General features: G+C 70.4%; 19 protein-coding genes. 11 read left to right on the top strand and 8 right to left on the bottom strand.

The window, feature by feature from the left end; all coding sequences use genetic code 11:
• Positions 1 to 188 precede the first annotated feature (188 nt).
• The 9 genes from ACX9GQ_RS10730 to ACX9GQ_RS10690 all read left to right on the top strand — a co-directional run bounded on the left by ACX9GQ_RS10730 (position 189) and on the right by ACX9GQ_RS10690 (position 9,617).
• Entirely contained in the window at positions 189 to 1,382 is a 1,194-nt protein-coding gene (locus tag ACX9GQ_RS10730; RefSeq protein WP_459629597.1) for an ABC transporter substrate-binding protein, read from the top strand.
• A 185-nt stretch (positions 1,383 to 1,567) separates the two neighbouring features.
• Entirely contained in the window at positions 1,568 to 2,512 is a 945-nt protein-coding gene (locus ACX9GQ_RS10725) for a carbohydrate ABC transporter permease (protein ID WP_459629596.1), read from the top strand.
• On the top strand, positions 2,509 to 3,441 hold the full coding sequence (locus ACX9GQ_RS10720; RefSeq protein ID WP_459629521.1) for a carbohydrate ABC transporter permease: 933 nt from the start codon (positions 2,509 to 2,511) through the stop codon (positions 3,439 to 3,441). Before ACX9GQ_RS10725 ends, ACX9GQ_RS10720 begins: the two co-directional genes overlap by 4 nt.
• A gap of 28 nt (positions 3,442 to 3,469) precedes the next feature.
• Positions 3,470 to 4,579 carry an ABC transporter ATP-binding protein gene (locus tag ACX9GQ_RS10715; protein ID WP_459629520.1) on the top strand — a complete coding sequence of 370 codons (1,110 nt, stop codon included), beginning with the start codon at positions 3,470 to 3,472 and terminating at the stop codon, positions 4,577 to 4,579.
• A 2-nt stretch (positions 4,580 to 4,581) separates the two neighbouring features.
• Positions 4,582 to 6,117, top strand: coding sequence for an FAD-dependent oxidoreductase (locus ACX9GQ_RS10710; protein WP_459629519.1), 1,536 nt, complete (start codon positions 4,582 to 4,584; stop codon positions 6,115 to 6,117).
• Positions 6,114 to 6,884 (top strand): 3-ketoacyl-ACP reductase, encoded by a 771-nt coding sequence (locus ACX9GQ_RS10705; RefSeq protein ID WP_459629518.1) that lies wholly within the window; start codon positions 6,114 to 6,116, stop codon positions 6,882 to 6,884. Before ACX9GQ_RS10710 ends, ACX9GQ_RS10705 begins: the two co-directional genes overlap by 4 nt.
• A gap of 76 nt (positions 6,885 to 6,960) precedes the next feature.
• Positions 6,961 to 8,604 carry a GMC family oxidoreductase gene (locus tag ACX9GQ_RS10700; protein WP_459629517.1) on the top strand — a complete coding sequence of 548 codons (1,644 nt, stop codon included), beginning with the start codon at positions 6,961 to 6,963 and terminating at the stop codon, positions 8,602 to 8,604.
• 12 nt (positions 8,605 to 8,616) lie between these two features.
• Positions 8,617 to 9,312 carry a D-lyxose/D-mannose family sugar isomerase gene (locus ACX9GQ_RS10695; protein ID WP_459629516.1) on the top strand — a complete coding sequence of 232 codons (696 nt, stop codon included), beginning with the start codon at positions 8,617 to 8,619 and terminating at the stop codon, positions 9,310 to 9,312.
• The gene (locus ACX9GQ_RS10690; RefSeq protein WP_459629515.1) at positions 9,309 to 9,617 is read left to right on the top strand and encodes a Dabb family protein; all 309 of its coding nucleotides are present in this window, start codon (positions 9,309 to 9,311) and stop codon (positions 9,615 to 9,617) included. The genes ACX9GQ_RS10695 and ACX9GQ_RS10690 overlap by 4 nt, the downstream gene beginning before the upstream one ends.
• Before the next feature lie 180 nt (positions 9,618 to 9,797).
• On the opposite strand, the gene araD is transcribed toward ACX9GQ_RS10690, so the two are convergent.
• From araD to ACX9GQ_RS10675, 3 genes are read right to left on the bottom strand one after another with little or no spacing between them, the layout of a single operon-like run.
• The gene (gene araD, locus ACX9GQ_RS10685; protein ID WP_459629514.1) at positions 9,798 to 11,528 is read right to left on the bottom strand and encodes an L-arabinonate dehydratase; all 1,731 of its coding nucleotides are present in this window, start codon (positions 11,526 to 11,528) and stop codon (positions 9,798 to 9,800) included.
• A gap of 51 nt (positions 11,529 to 11,579) precedes the next feature.
• Positions 11,580 to 12,503, bottom strand: a complete 924-nt coding sequence (locus ACX9GQ_RS10680) for a dihydrodipicolinate synthase family protein (protein WP_459629513.1) — start codon at positions 12,501 to 12,503, stop codon at positions 11,580 to 11,582.
• Complete coding sequence (locus ACX9GQ_RS10675) at positions 12,500 to 13,189, bottom strand: GntR family transcriptional regulator (protein WP_459629512.1); 690 nt, start codon at positions 13,187 to 13,189, stop codon at positions 12,500 to 12,502. The genes ACX9GQ_RS10680 and ACX9GQ_RS10675 overlap by 4 nt, the downstream gene beginning before the upstream one ends.
• A gap of 239 nt (positions 13,190 to 13,428) precedes the next feature.
• Between ACX9GQ_RS10675 and ACX9GQ_RS10670 the strand changes: the two genes are divergently transcribed.
• The gene (locus tag ACX9GQ_RS10670) at positions 13,429 to 14,313 is read left to right on the top strand and encodes an SMP-30/gluconolactonase/LRE family protein (protein ID WP_459629511.1); all 885 of its coding nucleotides are present in this window, start codon (positions 13,429 to 13,431) and stop codon (positions 14,311 to 14,313) included.
• Positions 14,314 to 14,349: 36 nt separating this feature from the next.
• On the opposite strand, the gene ACX9GQ_RS10665 is transcribed toward ACX9GQ_RS10670, so the two are convergent.
• From ACX9GQ_RS10665 to ACX9GQ_RS10655, 3 genes are all read right to left on the bottom strand, one after another.
• Complete coding sequence (locus ACX9GQ_RS10665) at positions 14,350 to 15,084, bottom strand: helix-turn-helix transcriptional regulator (protein ID WP_459629510.1); 735 nt, start codon at positions 15,082 to 15,084, stop codon at positions 14,350 to 14,352.
• A 111-nt stretch (positions 15,085 to 15,195) separates the two neighbouring features.
• The gene (locus tag ACX9GQ_RS10660; protein ID WP_459629509.1) at positions 15,196 to 15,576 is read right to left on the bottom strand and encodes a hypothetical protein; all 381 of its coding nucleotides are present in this window, start codon (positions 15,574 to 15,576) and stop codon (positions 15,196 to 15,198) included.
• Complete coding sequence (locus ACX9GQ_RS10655) at positions 15,573 to 16,202, bottom strand: acyl-homoserine-lactone synthase (RefSeq protein WP_459629508.1); 630 nt, start codon at positions 16,200 to 16,202, stop codon at positions 15,573 to 15,575. Before ACX9GQ_RS10655 ends, ACX9GQ_RS10660 begins: the two co-directional genes overlap by 4 nt.
• A 192-nt stretch (positions 16,203 to 16,394) precedes the next feature.
• Here ACX9GQ_RS10655 and ACX9GQ_RS10650 point away from each other — a divergent pair, with 192 nt between their 5' ends.
• Positions 16,395 to 16,661, top strand: a complete 267-nt coding sequence (locus tag ACX9GQ_RS10650) for a hypothetical protein (protein WP_459629507.1) — start codon at positions 16,395 to 16,397, stop codon at positions 16,659 to 16,661.
• A gap of 6 nt (positions 16,662 to 16,667) precedes the next feature.
• Here ACX9GQ_RS10650 and ACX9GQ_RS10645 read toward each other — a convergent pair whose 3' ends face one another.
• Both ACX9GQ_RS10645 and ACX9GQ_RS10640 read right to left on the bottom strand, forming a co-directional pair.
• Positions 16,668 to 17,612 carry an alpha/beta hydrolase fold domain-containing protein gene (locus ACX9GQ_RS10645; protein WP_459629506.1) on the bottom strand — a complete coding sequence of 315 codons (945 nt, stop codon included), beginning with the start codon at positions 17,610 to 17,612 and terminating at the stop codon, positions 16,668 to 16,670.
• A 63-nt stretch (positions 17,613 to 17,675) separates the two neighbouring features.
• Positions 17,676 to 18,938: a glucarate dehydratase family protein gene (locus ACX9GQ_RS10640; RefSeq protein WP_459629505.1), complete on the bottom strand. Its 1,263-nt coding sequence runs from the start codon at positions 18,936 to 18,938 to the stop codon at positions 17,676 to 17,678.
• Between the last annotated feature and the right edge of the window lie 30 nt (positions 18,939 to 18,968).

Here is an 18,968-nt window from a genome sequence, read left to right as displayed (position 1 = left end):
GGCCGGACGTCGATTTCACTGCCGTTCGCGGTTCGCCTGGCGCGTGCCGGTGCCGGGGGCCGAGCAGTCGAAAACGCCGCCGGACGAATCCGGCATGACCACCCAATGGGAGGATTGGACTCATGAAGACCCTGACGAAAAGCCTCGCGGGCGCGCTGCTCGCGACGACGGTCCTCGGCGGCGCCGCGATGGCGCAGACGAAGGAAGTGCAGATGCTGCACTGGTGGACCTCGGGCGGCGAGGCGGCCGCGCTGAACGTCCTCAAGCAGGACCTCGCCAAGGAAGGCTTCGCCTGGAAGGACGTGCCGGTGGCCGGCGGTGGCGGCGATGCCGCGATGACCGCGCTCAAGGCCATGGTCGCCGCGGGCAACTACCCGACCGCCTCGCAGATGCTCGGCTACACGGTGCTCGACTACGCCGGCGCCGGCGTGATGGGCAACCTCAATGCCGTCGCCAAGGCGGAGGGCTGGGACGCGGCCGTTCCGAAGCCGCTCCAGAAGTTCGCCATGTACAAGGGCAACTGGGTCGCGGCGCCGGTGAACGTCCACTCGGTCAACTGGCTGTGGATCAACAAGTCCGTCATGGACAAGATCGGCGGCACCGAGCCCAAGACCTTCGACGACCTCGTCAAGCTGCTGGACAAGGCGAAGGCGGCGGGCGTCGTTCCGCTGGCGCTCGGCGGCCAGAGCTGGCAGGAGGCCACCATGTTCGACAGCGTCGTGCTGTCGACGGGCGGCGCCGACTTCTACAAGAAGGCCTTCAACGACCTCGACGAGTCGGCGCTGAAGTCCGACACGATGAAGAAGGCGTTCGACAACCTCGCCAAGCTCAAGACCTACGTCGACCCGAACTTCTCGGGCCGTGACTGGAACCTGGCCACCGCCATGGTGATCAAGGGCGACGCCCTCGTGCAGGTCATGGGCGACTGGGCCAAGGGCGAGTTCGTCGCCGCCAAGAAGACCCCGGGCACCGACTACCTCTGCTACCGCTTCCCGGGCACCGACGGCACGGTGATCTACAACTCCGACATGTTCGGCATGTTCAACGTGCCGGCCGACCGCAAGGCCGCCCAGGAGGCGCTTGCCAAGGCGACGATGTCGAAGAGCTTCCAGGTCGCCTTCAACATCGTGAAGGGTTCGGCGCCGGCGCGCGTCGACGTCTCCGACGCGGAGTTCGATGCCTGCGGCAAGAAGGCCATCGGCGACCTCAAGGCCTCGAACGAGAAGGGCACGCTGTTCGGCTCGCTCGCCCAGGGCTACGGTGCTCCGCCGGCCGTCGCCAACGCCTACAAGGACGTCGTGACGAAGTTCGTCCACGACCAGATCAAGACGTCCGACGAGGCGGTGAAGCAGCTGGTGAAGGCCATCAACGACGCGAAGTGACGTGACGGCGGCGGGGCCTTCCGGGGTCCCGCCGCCCCGCGCTCCCCGGGCCTCCCCGCAGAAGGGAGGACGGATGGAGGATCGAGCCTGGACGCATGCCGGCGTCCCCTCCCCGGGCTGGGGCGGGGCGAGCGGCGGGGACCTTCCCCGCCATGCCGATGGAGGGACCCGTGACCATCACGACGATGCCAGACCGCGCAGGGGCGCGGGCGGCGCCCACCACGGGCGAGACGTCGATCCGCGAGCGCCTGCAGGACGCCCTGCCGAAGATCGTGCTGGCGCCGAGCTTCGCCGCCGTCGTCGTCTTCGTCTACGGCTTCATCCTGTGGACGATCTACCTGTCGTTCACGAACTCCAAGACGTTCCCGAACTACACGCTCACCGGCGCGCGCGCCTACGAGCGGCTGTGGAACTGGACCTTCGAGAGCGACCCGCCGTCGAGCTGGTACACCTCGATCACCAACCTCGGCACCTTCGGCGTCCTCTACATCGGCATCTGCCTCGCGCTCGGCCTCCTGCTCGCGATCCTTCTCGACCAGAAGATCCGCGGCGAGGGCATGCTGCGGCCGATCTACCTCTACCCGATGGCGCTGTCCTTCATCGTCACCGGCGTGGCGTGGAAGTGGTTCCTGGACCCGGGCCTCGGCCTCGAGAAGACGCTCCACGCCTGGGGCTGGACGAGCTTCCACTTCGACTGGATCAAGAACAAGGACCGCGTGATCTACACCGTCGTCATCGCCGGCGTGTGGCAGGCCTCGGGCTTCGTGATGGCCATGTTCCTCGCCGGCCTGCGCGGCATCGACGGCGAGATCATGAAGGCGGCGCAGATCGACGGCGCCACCACGGTGCAGCTCTACCGGCGCATCGTCATCCCGATGCTGCGGCCGGTGTTCCTGTCTGCGTTCATCGTGCTCGCACACATGGCGATCAAGTCCTACGACCTCGTGGTCGCGCTGACCTCCGGCGGGCCCGGCGGCTCCGCCTGGCTGCCGTCGAACTTCATGTACGAGTACACCTTCAAGCGCAACGAGATGGCCGTGGGCTCGGCCAGCGCGGTGATCATGCTGATGACGATCACCGCGATCATCGTGCCGTACCTCTACTCCGAGCTGAAGGAGAAGGGTCGATGAGCGCCGCCTCCGCATCCAATCCCGCAGCGGGGGCCTCGGTCCTCAACCGCGTCGTGATCTACGGGCTGCTGCTGTTCTTCGCGGCGGTCTACCTGATCCCGCTGTTCGTCATGCTGATCACGTCCTTCAAGACGATGGACGAAATCCAGGGCGGCAACATGCTGTCCCTCCCGCAGGCTCCCACCTTCGACCCGTGGGCGCGGGCCTGGGGAGAGGCCTGCGTCGGCCTCACCTGCGCGGGCATCAAGGGCTACTTCTGGAACTCCATCAAGATGGTGGTTCCGGCGGTGCTCATCTCCACGGTGCTGGGCGCGCTGAACGGCTACGTCCTCACCAAGTGGCGCTTCCGCGGCCACAAGCTCGTCTTCGGGCTGATGCTCTTCGCCTGCTTCATCCCGTTCCAGGCCGTGCTGCTGCCGATGGCAACGATCCTCGGCTCGCTGGGCCGCTTCGGCAACGAGCTGCGCGACCTGACCGGCTACTCCTTCGGCTTCGGCAACCCCACGGTGAACCTCGTCTTCGTCCACGTGGTCTACGGCCTCGGCTTCACGACGCTGTTCTTCCGCAACTACTACGAGGCCTTCCCGACCGAACTGGTGAAGGCCGCCCAGGTCGACGGCGCGAGCTTCTTCCAGATCTTCACGCGGATCCTGCTGCCCAACTCGGCGCCGATCTTCGTGGTGACCGTGATCTACCAGTTCACCAACATCTGGAACGACTTCCTCTTCGCCTCGGCCTATGCGGGCTCGGGCGACGTGATGCCGATGACGGTGGCGCTGAACAACGTGGTCAATACGTCGACGGGCGTCGTCGAGTACAACGTCAACATGGCGGCGGCGATCATCGCCGCCCTTCCCACCCTCTTCGTCTACATCGTGGCCGGCCGCTATTTCGTGCGCGGGCTGATGGCGGGCGCGGTGAAGGGTTGAGGACAGCGACGGACGGGAGGGACGGACAATGGCATTCCTCGAGATCGCCGGGCTGAAGAAGCGCTTCGGCAACGTCGAGATCCTCAAGGGCATCGACATCACGCTCGACAAGGGCGGCTTCCTGGTGCTGGTCGGGCCGTCGGGCTGCGGCAAGTCCACGCTGCTCAACACCATTGCCGGGTTGGAGACGATCACCGAGGGCGAAATTCGCGTGGAGGGGGCGCCGATCAACGGGCTGCACCCGTCCAAGCGCGACATCGCCATGGTGTTCCAGAGCTACGCGCTCTACCCCAACATGACGGTGGCCCAGAACATCGGCTTCGCGCTCGAGATGCGCGGCGTGCCCAAGGCGGAGCGCGACGCGGCGATCGCCGGCGTCGCCAAGACGCTGCAGATCGACCACCTGCTCGACCGCAAGCCGAGCCAGCTCTCGGGCGGCCAGCGCCAGCGCGTCGCCATGGGCCGGGCGCTGGTGCGCAATCCCCGCATCTTCCTCTTCGACGAGCCGCTGTCGAACCTCGACGCCAAGCTGCGCGTCGACATGCGCACCGAGATCAAGCGCCTGCACCAGACGACGGGCGCCACCATCGTCTACGTGACGCACGACCAGATCGAGGCGATGACGCTCGCCACCAAGATCGCCGTGCTGAAGGACGGGGCGCTGCAGCAGGTCGGCACGCCGGCCGAGATCTACAACCGGCCCGCGAACCTCTTCGTCGCCGACTTCATGGGCAACCCGGCGATGAACCTCATCGAGGCGCAGGTGGTGAGCGACGGCGGCCGCACGCTGCTCTCCCTCACCCGCGCCGGCGACGGCGACATCCGCCTGCCGGTGCCGCGCTCGGCGGGTTCCACCGGGCTCGACGGGCGCAAGGTCATCCTCGGCATCCGCCCCGAGGCGATCACCGACCGCGACGGCGCCGACCGCAACTCCGGGGCGCTGGAGATCGTTGAGTCGCACGTCGAGGTCGTGGAACCGGCGGGCTCCGACACCTTCGTCGTCACCCACATCGCCGGCAAGGAGGTGACGGCGCGCATGCGGGCCGATGCCGACGTGAAGGCCGGGACCCGCGTGCCCTTCGCCTTCAACCTCGACAAGGCCGTGCTGTTCGATCCGGGAACCGGCCAGAGGATCTGAGCGTGAGCGGGTCGCCCGACATCCTCGTCATCGGCTCCGGCATGGGCGGCGCGACGCTCGCCGCCGGGCTGGCGGGGTCGGGCGCCCGCGTCACCATCCTCGAGCGCGGCCACCGCATCCCCGATACGCCGCAGGCGCGCGACACGGCGGCGATCTTCCGCGACGGCGTCTTCCGGCCGAAGGAGACGTGGTTCGACCCCGCGGGCCACGGCTTCAACCCCGGCAACTACTACGTGGTCGGCGGCAACACGAAGCTCTACGGCGCCGTGCTGATCCGCTACCGCGAGCGCGACTTCGAGGCGGTGCAGCACGCCGACGGCGTGTCCCCGGCCTGGCCGCTCCCCTATTCGGAGTTCGAACCGTGGTACGCCGCGGCCGAGAGGCTGTTCCAGGTGCGCGGCGCCGCCGGGCAGGATCCGACCGAGCCGCCCCGCTCCACGCCCTACCCGCATCCGCCCGTGCCCGACGAGGCGCCCGTCGCCGCCGTCCGCGAGCGGCTGCGCCGGCAGGGGCTGCACCCCTTCTCGCTGCCGCTCGCGGTCGATCTCGACCGCTGGCTCGCCCGCGGCGCGACGCCGTGGGACGCCTATCCGGACACGACCGGCGGCAAGCTCGACGCGGAGACCGCCGCGCTCGCGGCCGCCCTGCGCGATCCCGGCGTGTCGCTGCGGACGGGCGTCCGCGTCCTGCGCCTCCTCGCCGCGCCGGACGGCCGGCGCATCGAGGGCGTCGAGGTGGAGGAGGGCGGCGAGCGAAAGGTCCTGCGGGCCGGAACGGTGGTGCTGGCGGCGGGCGCCGTGAACTCCGCCGTGCTGCTGCTCGCCTCGGCCACGGACGCCTGCCCGGCGGGCCTCGCCAACCGCTCGGGCGTCGTCGGCCGGCACTTCATGAACCACAACTGCACGGCGATGCTCGCCATCGACCCGCGGCTGCCGAACCCGAGCGTCTACCAGAAGACGCTAGGCCTAAATGACTTCTATTGCGACGACGGCGCCGGCGGCCCGCCGCTCGGCAACGTGCAGTTGCTGGGAAAGATCACCACCCCGATCCTGCAGGCGCAGCTGCCGCGCATGCCGCGCCCGCTGCTCGCCGCCCTCGCCCGCTGGAGCTTCGACTGGTACCTGATGAGCGAGGACCTGCCGCACCCCGACAGCCGCGTGCGCCTCGACGGCTCGCGCATCGTGTTCGACTGGCGGCGCAGCAACGAGACCGGCCACGCCAGGCTCGTGGCGCGCATGCGCGAGGTGTTCCGGGCCGCCGGCTTCCCCATCGTGCTCTCCCGGCCGTTCGACCGGCGGACGCCGTCGCACCAGTGCGGCACGGTCCGCTTCGGCACCGATCCGGCGACGTCGGCGCTCGACCTCCACGGCCGCGCCCACGATCATCCGAACCTTCACGTAGTCGACGCCTCGTTCCTGCCCACCTCGGCCGCCGTGAATCCGTCGCTGACCATCGCCGCGCAGGCCCTTCGGGTCGCCGCCCACCTGCGCGGGGCGGCGGGCACCGGCCTCGCCGTCACCGCGGAGGCCGCGTCGTGAGCCGGCCCGTCGCCGTCGTCACCGGCGCGGGCCGCGGCATCGGCCGGGCCGTCGCGCTGGAGCTCGCGGCCGCGGGCTACGACCTCGCCCTGCCGTTGCTGAAGACCGGCGATGCCGACGCCGAGTCGGTCGAGGCCGCGGTGCGCGAACGCGGCGCCGCCGTGCACCTCCTCACCTTCGACCTCGCCGATGTGGAAGGCCATCGCTCGACCGCGCGCGCCATCGTCTCGCGCTTCGGCCGGCTGGACTGCCTCGTCAACAACGCCGGCATCGGCGCCCCCCAGCGCGGCGACCTTCTCGACCTCACGCCCGAGAACTTCGACACGGTGATGGGCGTCAACCTGCGCGGCACGCTGTTCTTCACCCAGGCCTGCCTGCGGGAGATGATGTCGCACGGCCACGCCGGTCATCCGCGCAGCGTCATCACGATCACCTCCGTCTCGGCCGAGCTCGCCTCGCCGGAGCGCACGGACTACTGCATCTCCAAGGCCGGCCTCTCGATGGCGGTGAAGGCCCTCGCGCTGCGCCTCGCGCCGGAGGGCATCTCCGTGTTCGAGGTGCGGCCCGGCATCATCCGCACGCCCATGACCGCGCCGGTCGCCGGCCGCTACGACGCGCGCATCGCGGACGGCCTCGTCCCGGCGGGGCGGTGGGGCGAGCCGGAGGACGTGGCGGCCACGGTGGCGGCGCTCGCCTCCGGGCGGCTTTCCTTCGCCACAGGCAGCATCGTCAACGTCGACGGCGGGCTCAGCCTGCCGCGGCTCTAGGGCATCATCCCGCCAGGTGGACCCGTCTCGCGGAAGACGATGATGCGCAACGAAGATCCCAGGCGGGGAGACCCCGATGGCCTATGACTACATCATCTGCGGCGCCGGACCCGCGGGCTGCGCGCTCGCGCACCGGCTGTCCGAGGACCCGGAGGTGAAGGTCCTGCTGCTGGAGGCTGGCGGGCGCGACACGCACCCCCTGTTCCACATGCCGGCCGGCTTCGCCAAGATGACCAAGGGCATCGCCAGCTGGGGCTGGTCGACCGTGCCGCAGAAGCACCTCGACGGCCGCGTGCTCTGGTACACGCAGGCCCGCGTCGTCGGCGGCGGCTCGTCCATCAACGCGCAGATCTACACCCGCGGCAACGCGAAGGACTACGACGCCTGGGTCACCGAGGCCGGCTGCGAAGGCTGGGGCTACCGCGACGTGCTGCCCTACTTCCGCCGGGCCGAGGACAACCAGCGGTTCGCCGACGCCTACCATGGCACGGGCGGGCCCATCGGGGTGAGCGTGCCGATCAACCCGCTGCCGATCAGCGAGGCCTTCCTGCGCGCCGCGCAGGAGTACGGCATCCCCTACAACCCCGACTTCAACGGCGCCCGCCAGAGTGGCATCGGCCACTACCAGGTGACCGTGCGGAACGCCCGCCGCTCCTCGGCGGCGGTGGCCTACCTAAGGCCGATCCGCGACCGCGCCAACCTGACGGTGCGCACCGACGCGCAGGTGCTGCGGGTCGTCGTCGAGAAGGGCCGCGCCATCGGCGTCGAGCTGGCGGCCGGCGCCGGCACCGAGACGGTGCGGGCCGACCGCGAGGTCATCGTCTCGTCGGGTGCCATCGGCTCGCCGCGGCTGCTGCAGCTGTCGGGCATCGGCCCCGCGGACCACCTGCGCGCCGTCGGCGTGCCGGTGGTCCACGATCTGCCGGGTGTCGGCAGCAACCTGCAGGACCACCTCGACCTCTACGTCATCGCCGAGTGCACGGGCGACCACACCTATGACGGCTATGCCCGGCCGCACCGCAGCGCCTGGGCGGGGCTGCAGTACCTGCTGTTCCGCAAGGGCCCGGTGGCGTCGACATTGTTCGAGACGGGCGGCTTCTGGTACGCGGACCGCAATGCCCGCTCCCCCGACATCCAGTTCCACCTCGGCCTCGGCTCCGGCATCGAGGCCGGCGTGGCGAAGCTGAAGAACGCCGGTGTCACGCTCAACACCGCGTTCCTGCGCCCGCGCTCGCGCGGCACGGTGCGGCTCGCCAGCGCCGACCCGACGGCGATGCCGCTCATCGACCCCAACTACTGGTCGGACCCCTACGACCGGGAGATCGGACTCGCCGGCCTCAGGATGGCGCGCGAGATCATGCAGCAGCCGGCGCTCGCGCCGTTCATCCTGGCCGAGCGCCTGCCCGGCCCGGGCCACGACAGCGACGAGGACCTCGCCCGCTACGCCTTCCGCTCCTGCAAGACCGACCACCATCCGGCCGGGACCTGCAAGATGGGCACGGACCGCATGGCGGTGGTGGGAACCGATCTGAAGGTCCGCGGCTTGGAAGGGTTGCGCGTGTGCGACAGTTCGGTGATGCCGCTGCTCGTGTCGTCCAACACCAATGCTCCGACCGTGATGATCGGCGAGAAGGGCTCGGACATCATCCGCGGCCGCGCGCCGCTCCTCGCCACCCTGCCCAACGCGCTCGACCCCGGTCGCGCCCTCCAGACCGCCTGAACGGAGACCGCCATGCGCCGCAGCGACATCGATCGCATCATCGACCGGGGCCGCGAGGCCTGCCGGCGGTTCGGCACCGTGCTGCCGCCCTTCGCCCACTGGTCGCCGCAGGACGCGCTCGAGGAGCCCGATGCGCTGCGCCGCATGGCGGCGTGCGGGCTCGGCTGGGCCATCGCGGAGTTCGAGCCGGGCCGCTTCGCCACGCACGGTCTCACCGTCTTCACGCTGCGCATGGGCGAGCCGTCGCTGGTCGGCAGCCGCAGCGGCAAGCTCTACGGCGAGAAGGTGCTGATCGCGCAGGACGGGCAGGTGACCCCGCTGCACTACCACGTGGTCAAGACCGAGGACATCATCAACCGCGGCGGCGGGCGCTTCGTCGTCGAGCTGCTGGCGGTCGACGAAACGGGCCGGCCGAAGGACGAGCCGATCGACGTCGTGAAGGACGTCGCGGTCGTGCGCGTTCCGCCGCGCGGCCGCGTGGTGCTCGAGCCGGGCGAGAGCATCCAGCTCGATCCCTTCGTCGCCCACGCCTTCTGGGCCGAGGGCGGCACCGTGCTGGCCGGCGAGGTGTCGCTCGTCAACGACGACGCCACCGACAACCACTTCATCCCCGCCCTGCCGCCGGCCGCCGCCGTGGAGGAGGACGCCACGCCGCGCTACCTCACCGTTCGCGACATCCCCGCCCTGCTCCGGAAGGTCGCGGCATGATCCGGCACGTCGTCCTCATCCGCCCGTCGGCCTCCGCCACCGCACGGGACGTATCCGCCGCCATGGAGAAGGTGGCGGCGCTGAAGGGCGTCATCCCGGGAATCCTCGACGTGCGGCACGGTCCGGACGTCAGCCCGGAAGGCCTTGGTCGCGGCTACGCGATGGGCTTCGTCGTCGACTTCGCCGACGCGGCGGCGCGCGACGCGTACCTGCCCCATCCGGAGCACCAGAAGGCCGGCGCCGCCCTCGTCGCCGTCGCCGAGGGGGGCATCGACGGGATCCTCGTCTTCGACCTGGAGATGTGAGGCGGGAGCGCTACGCCCTCCACGAAATGCCTGCGCCGTCATCCCCGGCGACCGGCGAAGCCGGTCGGGAAGGGGATTCATTGTGGCGGACCGTGCCGAAGGCCGTCTGGGTCCCCTTCCCCTCCGCGGCATGGCCGCTCCGGCCGGGGATGACGGAGAGAGGCGAACCTTCGCCGCCCCTCAGTGGATCTCCGGCTCCGGCAGCGGGTCGGTGCCCTCGAGGAAGTCGTAGTCGCAGCCCTCGTCGGCCTGCTTCACGTGCGCCGCGTGCAGCTTCACGTAGCCGCGCATCTCGGGCCGGGGCTTCGGCTTGAAGGCGGCGAGGCGGGTGGCGAGCTCCTCGTCCGAGATCTCGAGGCGGATCGTGCGGGCCGCGACGTCGACCGTGATCATGTCGCCGTTTCGCACCGCCGCCAGCGGTCCACCGACATAGGCCTCGGGCGCCACGTGCAGGATGCAGGCGCCGTAGCTGGTGCCGCTCATGCGCGCGTCGGAGATGCGCACCATGTCGCGCACGCCCTGCTTCAGCAGCACCTTGGGGATCGGCAGCATGCCCCATTCCGGCATGCCGGGGCCGCCGACCGGGCCGGCGTTGCGCAGCACCATCACGTGGTCCGGCGTGACGTCCAGGGTCTCGTCGTTCACCGCCTTCGACATGTCGTCGTAGCTGTCGAAGACGATGGCGGGCCCGGTGTGCTTCAGCAGGCGCGGCTCGGCGGCGGTCGGCTTGATGATGCAACCCTTGGGCGCCAGGTTGCCGCGCAACACGGCGATGCCGCCGCCCTTGGCGATGGGCTTGTCGAGCGGCCGGATGACGTCGTCGTTCCACACCTTCGCGTCGGCGAGGTTCTCGCCCATCGTCCTGCCGGTCACCGTCAGTTCGTCGAGCTTCAGGTGCGGCGCCAGCGTCTTGAAGAAGGCCTTGAAGCCGCCGGCGTAGTGGAAGTCCTCCATCAGCCACTCGCCCGACGGCCGCAGGTTGGCGATGACGCCGACCTCGTTCGACAGCGCCTCGAAATCGTCGAGCGTGAGGTTGATCCCGGCACGACGGGCCATGGCCAGCACGTGGATGATGCCGTTGGTGGAGCCGGCCATCGCCATCAGCGCCACGATGGCGTTGTGGAACGAGTTGCGGGTGAGAATCTGCTTCGGGCGCAGGTCCTCCCACACCATGTCGACGATGCGGCTGCCGCAGTCCATCGCCATGCGCGAGTGGCCGCTGTCGGCGGCGGGGATCGAGCCGGCGCCGGGCAGCATCATGCCCATCGCCTCGACGATGCCCGCCATGGTGGAGGCGGTGCCCATCGTCATACAGGTGCCGAAGGAGCGGGCGATGCCCGATTCCATCTCCTGCCAGTCCTTCTCGGTGATGCGCCCGGCCTGCTTCTCGGCCCAGTACTTCCAGACGTCGGATCCCGAGCCGAGCACCTTGCCGCCCCAGTTGCCGCGCAGCAGCGGGCCGGCGGGCAGGAAGATGGCCGGGATGTCCATGCTGATCGCGCCCATCAGCAGGCCGGGCGTGGTCTTGTCGCAGCCGCCGAGCAGGATCGCCCCGTCGATGGGGTGCGAGCGCAGCAGCTCCTCCGTCTCCATCGCAAGGAAGTTTCGGTAGAGCATGGTGGTGGGCTTCACCATGACCTCGGCAAGCGACATCGCCGGCAGCTCGATCGGGAAGCCGCCCGCCTGCCAGACGCCCCGCTTCGCCTCCTCCGCGCGCTGGCGAAGATGCGTGTGGCAGGGATTGATGTCGCTCCACGTGTTGATGAGGCCGATGACCGGCCGCCCCACGAAGTCCTCGTAGCGGTAGCCCATCTGCAACGTGCGCGAGCGGTGGCCGAAGGCGCGCAGGTCGGAGGCGCCGAACCAGCGGTGGCTGCGCAGCGTTTCGGGGGTCTTCTTGCGGGCGGTCATGGCGGGCGTTTCCGGTGTTTTCTTGCGGGTCTTCGGGAAGGCGTCGTCAGTTTACTCGGCGGCGGCGCGGGAGGGGAGGAGGCCCCAGCCGCGCAGCACGTCGGCGAGAATGGCGCGGTCTTCGTCGTCGAGCGCCGGCAGGCCGGGCAGGCGCACCGGGCCGACCGGGAAGCCGATCAGCGAGAGCGCCTCCTTCACCACGGTCACGTTGGCGCCGTTGCCGAACTTCGTGCGCATCGTCTCGAAGCGCGCGATGGTCGACACGAGGTCGCGCACCCGGTCGAGATAGCCCGATTCGAGGGCGGCGTGGATGGCCAGCGACCGCGCCGGGTCGACGTTGACGAGGCCCGACGTGAAGCCGCGCGCGCCCACCGCGTAGAACGGCGCGGCCCAGCCCTCGGCGAGGCCGCAGACCCACAGCGCCGTGCCGGGGCCGGAGGCGCGGATCGCCTCCGCCAGCATCATCAGGTTCGTCGTGGCGAACTTCACGCCCGCGACGTTGGGATGGTTGGCGATGCCGAGCAGGTCCTTCAGGCTCATGGCATCGGAGCGGACATAGGCGACGAGGGGCAGGTCGACCTCGTCGGCGATGGTGCGGAAATAGGCCGCCTGGGACTGCGGCGCCGCGAACGGATCCATCGGCTGGTGCGCCATGATGGCGTCCGCACCCTGCGCCTTGGCCCGCCTGCCGAGTTCGACGGCCTCCTTGAGCGAGCGGCCGACGGCCGCCGTCAGCTTCGAGCGGCCCGCATTGGCCTCGATCGCCGTGTCGTGGACGAGGCGCACCTCGTCGGGCGTCAGCGCGTAGTACTCGCCGGTGTTGCCGGCCGACACGATGTTGTGGATGCCGGCCACGGCGATCCGGTCGATGACCTTGCCGAGTAGCGTCGTGTTGATCAGGCCATCGACGCCGTAGGGCGTGACATGCACGCCAGAGATGCCGCCCAGGGCGGCGCGAATGGATGAAGCGGTCATGGGGCAGTCTCCCTGCGGCGTTCGAAGGCGGTTCTGACGTGTTCCTGGGCGGAGCGCACGACGTGCTCGCGCATCGCCCGCTCGGCGGCGTCGGCATCGCGGCGTGCCAGCGCCTCGCAGATGGCGGTGTGCTCGGCGAGGGCGCGGGCCCGCTCGGCGGCGTCGCTGAGGATGAGGATGCGGGCGGTGTGCACGTAGACGCGCTGCCCGACGAGGATGCGCTGCAGGTAGCGGCAGCGCGAAATGGCATGGATGGCGTCGTGGAACGCCTCGTTGAGCACGACGAGCCGCTCGGTGTCGCCGGTCGCCGTCGCCTCGGCCATCTGCGCGACCGTTCCGCGCAGGGTCGCGACGCCGGCGTCGTCGATCCGCTCGGCGGCGGTGCGGGCGATCATCCCTTCCAGCGCGGCGCGGGCCAGCGCCATCTCGTGCGCCTGCTCCGCGTCGAAGGTGACACGCACCCCGCGCCGCGGCTCCGTGAGGACGAGCCCCTCGCCCTCGAGGCGTCGCAAGGCCTCCTTGAGCGGCGTCGTGCTGACCCCGAGCTCGGTCGCGACCTTCCGTTCGTTGAGCACCGTGCCCGAGGGGATGTCGCCGGCGATGATGGCGCGCCGCAGCGTCTCGTGGACGTGCTCGCGCAGCCCCTTCAGGTAGGCCGGGTCGACGGGTTCGAGACGCGGGCGCAAGTGCCGTTCCTGCATCGCGGGGACGACCGACAGACCCGGCTGCGTTGATCCACGCGCCGGGCGCTGCGGCTCCGCGAGACCTGCGGGAACCGTTGTCACGGAGCCCCGTGCCGCGCGAAGGTCGCCGGTGGCACCGCGACGTCCCCCGACGGATTGCGGTGCCGGAGAAACTTGATATATCAAATCTCAGAAGAGTCAAAGACCCCCTTCGCCGCGGCGAAGGGCCACGGAGGACGCCGATGCGCACCGACACCCCCGCTGTCACCAAGCTGACCGACATCCCGCTCGGCTGCGGCGAAGGGCCGACCTGGTCGGCGCAGGACAACGCGCTCTGGTTCGTCGACATCCCCGCGCCCGCGCTCTTCCGCCTCGACGTGGCGAGCGGCGCGATCACGCGCTTCCCCATGCCGAGCGCCATCGGCAGCTTCGGGCTCGGCACGGACGGGCGGCTGGTGGTGGCGTTGAGGGACGGCGTCCACTGGTTCGACCCCCGCACCGGCGCGCTCACGCTCATCTGCCGGCCCGAGCCCGACCTGCCGATCAATCGCCTCAACGACGGAAAGGTCGGCCCGGACGGCCGCTTCTACGTCGGCAGCATGGACGACCGCCCGCAGAAGGAGGCGACGGCCTCCCTCTACCGCATCGACACCACCGGGAGTTGTGACCGCATCATCACCGGCCTGACCGTTTCCAACGGCCTCGCCTGGACCCCCGACGAACGCACGATGTTCCACTCGGACAGCCGGCAGAGGTTCATCGACACGTGGGATTTCGATTCGGTGTCCGGCGCCATCGCCAACCGCCGCACCATCCGCGTGATGGAGGAGGAGGACGGCCGCCCCGATGGCGCCGCCTGCGACGCGGAGGGCTTCTACTGGTCGGCCGGCGTCTCGGCCGGCGTCCTCAACCGCATCGCGCCGGACGGCAGGATCGACCGAAAGGTCGTGCTGCCCGTGGCCGCGCCGACGATGCCGTGCTTCGGCGGTCCCGACCTGAAGACGCTCTACGTCACCTCGCTCACCACCGACCGGCTCGGGCCGAAGGAGCCCGGCACCCTGCTGCGGTTCGAGGTGGACGTCCCCGGCGCTCCGATCGCCCGCTTCGGCGAACCGCTGCGCGCCTGACGCCGCGGCGCGCGCAACCCGCGCCGCCCAGGCGCCTCAGCTGTGGATCAGGCCCAGTTTCACGGCCCGTGCCACCGCGTGCGTCGTGTTGAGGGCGTTCAACTTGTAGCGGCAGGTCTGCAGGTGGGCGCGCACCACGCGCTCCGAGATCTCCATCCGCTCGGCCACCTCGTCCGACGTGAGCCCGCTCGCGGTGAGCTGCAGCGTCTCCCGTTCGCGTGGTGACAGCTTCGCCACGCCCCCCGTCATCTTCGTGCCGGCGATCTCCAGCAGCCGCCGGTGGATGTAGTGGCCCAGCGTCATCCACTCTCCGGTCCGCTTTTCCTTCAGCCGCGCCCAACTGGCGTCGTCGCAGTCGGCCGTGACGTTGAACAGGGCGAAGTCTCCGCTCGGGCCGCGGATCGGAAAGGCGAGCCCCTGCCGCCCGATCCCGAACTCGGCCGCCTCCTCGATGATCCGGCGGCTCGTGGGGTTGGCGAGGCTGAGGTCGCTCCAGTCGATCGGCATGATCTGCTTCATGGCCGTCTGGATGACCGGATCCTCCCGGAAGTAATCGTGCTGCGTGTAGTGCCGCACCCACGAGTCGGGATACGTGACGAGCACGATCCACTCCCCCGTGTCGCTCTCCTCCAGCGGCGGCACCCCGCAATAGGCGGCGTGCTGAATGTCCAGCCGCGGCAGAAAGTCGAGCAGCGCAACACGAAGATTCGTGATGCTTTTCGCTCGGTCGATGCGCTCGATCAGCTCGGGTGTGCTGGCCCCTGGAAACATGATCGCCCCTGAAATCACGTTGTTCCAATGGAAAGGAAAGAACAATGCGCCAGCGTGAATCACGAAAAGGGCCGCGTCAACGAAGATCGACGCGGCACAACTTCAGGTAGATCAATGCAGCGGCGTTTCGACGGCCCTGACGATCGCCTCGAGCAGGGCCAGCGCGATGTCGCCGTCCTCGCGGAACGTGTCGAGGGGAGCCACCTTCCTCGGACCGCACTGCAGCATCAGCCGCACGTGGGCGGAACCGTCCGGCAGGCGCCCCGCCATGTGGGCCGTGCCGGGCAGCGAATGGTCGAGCAGCACCAGCGCCGCGTCGACCCACGCCTCCGAGTCGAGGGCCCGCACCAGCGGGACGGGGCAATCGGCGGGATCGCGGCGGCACATCGCGACCGCGCGGAGGAAGAGGTCCCGCGAGGGGGTCGGGGCGCCGACGATCTCGTCGCCGAGCCGCGCGGCGGGCGGAGCGCGCATGTGCTGGCCCATGGTCACGCCGCCATCGAAAGCGCGGCCGCGTCGGCCGCGGGGAGCCCGGAGCGGTGGCGCAGCATGCGGCCGACCTCGGGCGACACGTCCCAGAGCCCCGCGAACACCGGCACGCTGCCGGGTCGGGCCGAGCGGCCGATCACTTCCGGGATCCAGCCGGAGCGCCGGTAGATCCGCAGCATCGGGATCTCCGAGACGCCGAGGATCTGGGTGACGCCGGAGACCAGGGCCGCCTCGCACACGCCGGTCAGGAGCTCGCAGGTGGCGACGTTGAGGCCGGCGGCGCCGCCTTCGGAGCCCAGGTCGGGCAGCACGCCGAACCGGGTGCACTCCCAGATCAGCGGGCTCTCGATCTCGAACGGCTCGTCGAAGAAGCCGTTGAAGATGTCCCGCATCATGTGGCGGCCCGTCGTCGGCAGCAGGCGTGCCGCCCCGCGGACGACGCCGGTGTCCTCGTCGACCGAGAGCACGTAGAGCGGATCGCAGTCGTCGTAGACGTCGCGCTCGAGGCCGTCCTGCACGCAGACGTCCCAGCGCAACCGGTCGTGGAACACCCTGGCCCGCAGCCGGAACATCTGCTCGGCGAGGTCGGGGCGCTGCGCCAGCTCGAAGGCATGGAGCTTGAGGATCATGGCGGTGGTCTCCGGTTCGGGTTGTCCGTGGACCAGAGGCTTCACCGGGCGCGGCAGGCCCGCATCGTCGGATTCGCCGGGGCGCCGGCGCCACGGCGTCCCCGCCCCGTCGCGCCCGCCATGGAGGAGCGGCCGGTGCGGCGCGCGGCGGGCGGCAGCATTCTTGTCGCACTGCAACAAGGGAGACACGAGATGGAACAGGTTCTGGACGAGCGGCGCGCGGTCCGGCCGGGCAGGACTCCGGCCGGCGCCCCGGGCGCCTGGACGCGGGACCACATCCTGGGCTTGGTCCTGCTCGGCGTGGACGCGATCGAGCGCGAGGGTCAGCCCCGCGTGGCGGCGGAGCTGCGGCACCTCATCATGACCTGGTACACGCAGGGCGGGCTGGGACGAAGCCAGCGCCCGGCCCGGACGCGCCGCCGCCGGCGCTCGCGGATCGCGGCCGACGAAGACGCCTGAGGCGCCTCAGAGGCCCATCCGCCGCCCGATCGTCGCGTCGAGCCACGCGATGTCGGGGGCGATCGCCGGCAGGTGGTCCCACCAGCCATGGAAGCCGTGCAGCATTCCCGGCACGAAACGCACGTCGTGCTCCACGCCGGCCTCGGCGAGGCGGCGCGCAAAGAGCGCGGTGTCGTCGACCAGCGGATCGCACTCCGCCGCAAACAGCATCGTCGGCGGCCATCCGGCCGGCACCGGGTGCCGCGCGGCCGAAAGCTCGGGATGGTCCGCCGCGACGTCGGGCGGGATCGTCACCCGGCAGAAGCCCACCAGCGAGTCGCGCTCCAGCATGTAGCCGCGCGCGAAAAGCTCGGTCGCCGGCAACGTCATCGTCATGTCGAGCCACGGGCTCATCAGCACCAGCAGCGCGACCGGGCTCTCCCCGGCCGTGACGAGGCGCCGCGTGGCGGCGGCCGCCAGTCCCGCCCCGGCGCTGACGCCCGCGAGCACGAATCGCGGCGCGAGACCGGGAATGGCCCCGGACGCCAGCGCCCGGACCGCGTCCTCGGCATCGTCGAACCCCGCCGGCCACGGATGTTCCGGCGCCAGCCGGTAGCTGATCGCCACCACGTCGACCCCGAGCGACGCCGCGAGCCGTCGGCACTCGTGCTCCGTGTCGTCGATGCCTCCCACCACGTACCCGCCGCCGTGGATGTAGACGAGCGTGAAGCGCCCGGGGCCTCCGGGCGGCCGGTAGAGCCGGGCGCGCCGGGGCCCGCCCCGGGTCGGCAACGCCAGCTCCTCGATGGCCGCCATCGGTTCGACCGGGCCGCGCCGCCGGATGGCCGCCATGCGGCGTCCGACGTCGCGCTGCAGGGCGAGCGTCTGTTCCGCGCGCGGCGGGAGGCCCTGCGTCTCCTGCCACGCCGCGATCATGGCCATCAGCGCGCGGGCTTCGGGGTGGATGGGCATCGGGGTCTCCGCGAAGGCGTCGGGCGGGCGGCGGGCAGGGGGACCGAGCCGCGGGAGGCGGGCTCAGAAGCGGGGCCGGGTGGAATCCCAGTCGGGGCGATACTTGCGCATCTCCTTGGCGTCGTCGCGGACCCGGATGCCGCACTCGAGGTAGTTCCGGTGCAGTGCCGCGAGCGCCGTCCTGTCCAGCCGCACGCCGAGGCCGGGACCCTTCGGCAGGGCCACGCAGCCGTCGGCGATGGCGAGCTTTCCGCCCTCGATCACCTCGTCCTCCTGCCACGGGTAGTGCGTGTCGCAGGCGTATCGGAGGTTGGGGATGGTGGCGCCCACGTGGGTCATCGCCGCCAGGCTGATTCCCATGTGCGAGTTCGAATGCATCGAGATGCCGAGGCCGAAGGTGCGGCCGATCATGGCGAGGTGCTGCGTGGCGCGCAGCCCGCCCCAGTAGTGGTGGTCCGACAGCACCACCTGCACGGAATTGAGCCTGACCGACTTCGGAATGTGCCCGAAGGCGATCGTCACCATGTTGGTCGCGAGCGGCATGGGCGCGAAGGCGGCGACCTCGCCCATCTCCTCCAGCGTGCCGCAGGGATCCTCGAGGTACTCGAGCAGGCCGTTCTCGGCGAGCTGGGGCATCACGCGGCGCGTGGTCGCAACGCTCCACCCGCCGTTCGGGTCGATCCGCAACGGCGCCGACGGGAAGGCGCGGCGCAGCGCGCGCAGCGTCTCGATCTCGAAGTCGGGCTCGAACACGCCGCCCTTCAGCTTGATCGAGCCGAACCCGTACTCCTCCACCATCCGGCGGGCCTCGCCGACCATCTGGTCATGCGTGAGCACCTCGCCCCAGTCGTCGGCGGGGTAGCCGGGGTCGTCCTTGTGGCGTTCGAACTTGTAGAAGAGATAGGCGGAGTAGGGGACGCGGTCGCGTACCGCCCCGCCCAGCACCTCGTACAGCGGAAGGCCGAGGACCTGGCCCTGCAGGTCGAGGAACGCCACCTCGAAGGCGGCCAGCGCCGAGGCGCGGGCCTTGTCGCCCTTCGGCGGGAACGTCGCGCCGGTGTCAGGGTCGCCGCCCACCGCCGCGTAGACGCAGCGGGTCAGCCCGTTCAGGTCGAACGGCGACAGCCCGACAAGGCTCGGTTGCACCTTCGCCATGTTGCCGAGCGTCTCGAGGTCGCCGTAGCTCTCGCCGAGCCCGATCCGTCCGTCGTCGAGCTCGACCTCGATGATCGAGCGCAGCGCCCACGGCTCGTGGACGCCGGCGACGTTGAGCAAGGGCGGGTCGCGGAAGGCGATGGGGGTGACGCGGACGTCGGCGATGCGCATGGCGGGTCCTCGGACGGGTGGCGGTGGTCT

This window comes from Alsobacter sp. R-9 (genome assembly GCF_054612375.1).
Note: the sequence above shows the minus strand (reverse complement) of the source record. Positions and strands in the feature narration are given on the sequence as shown.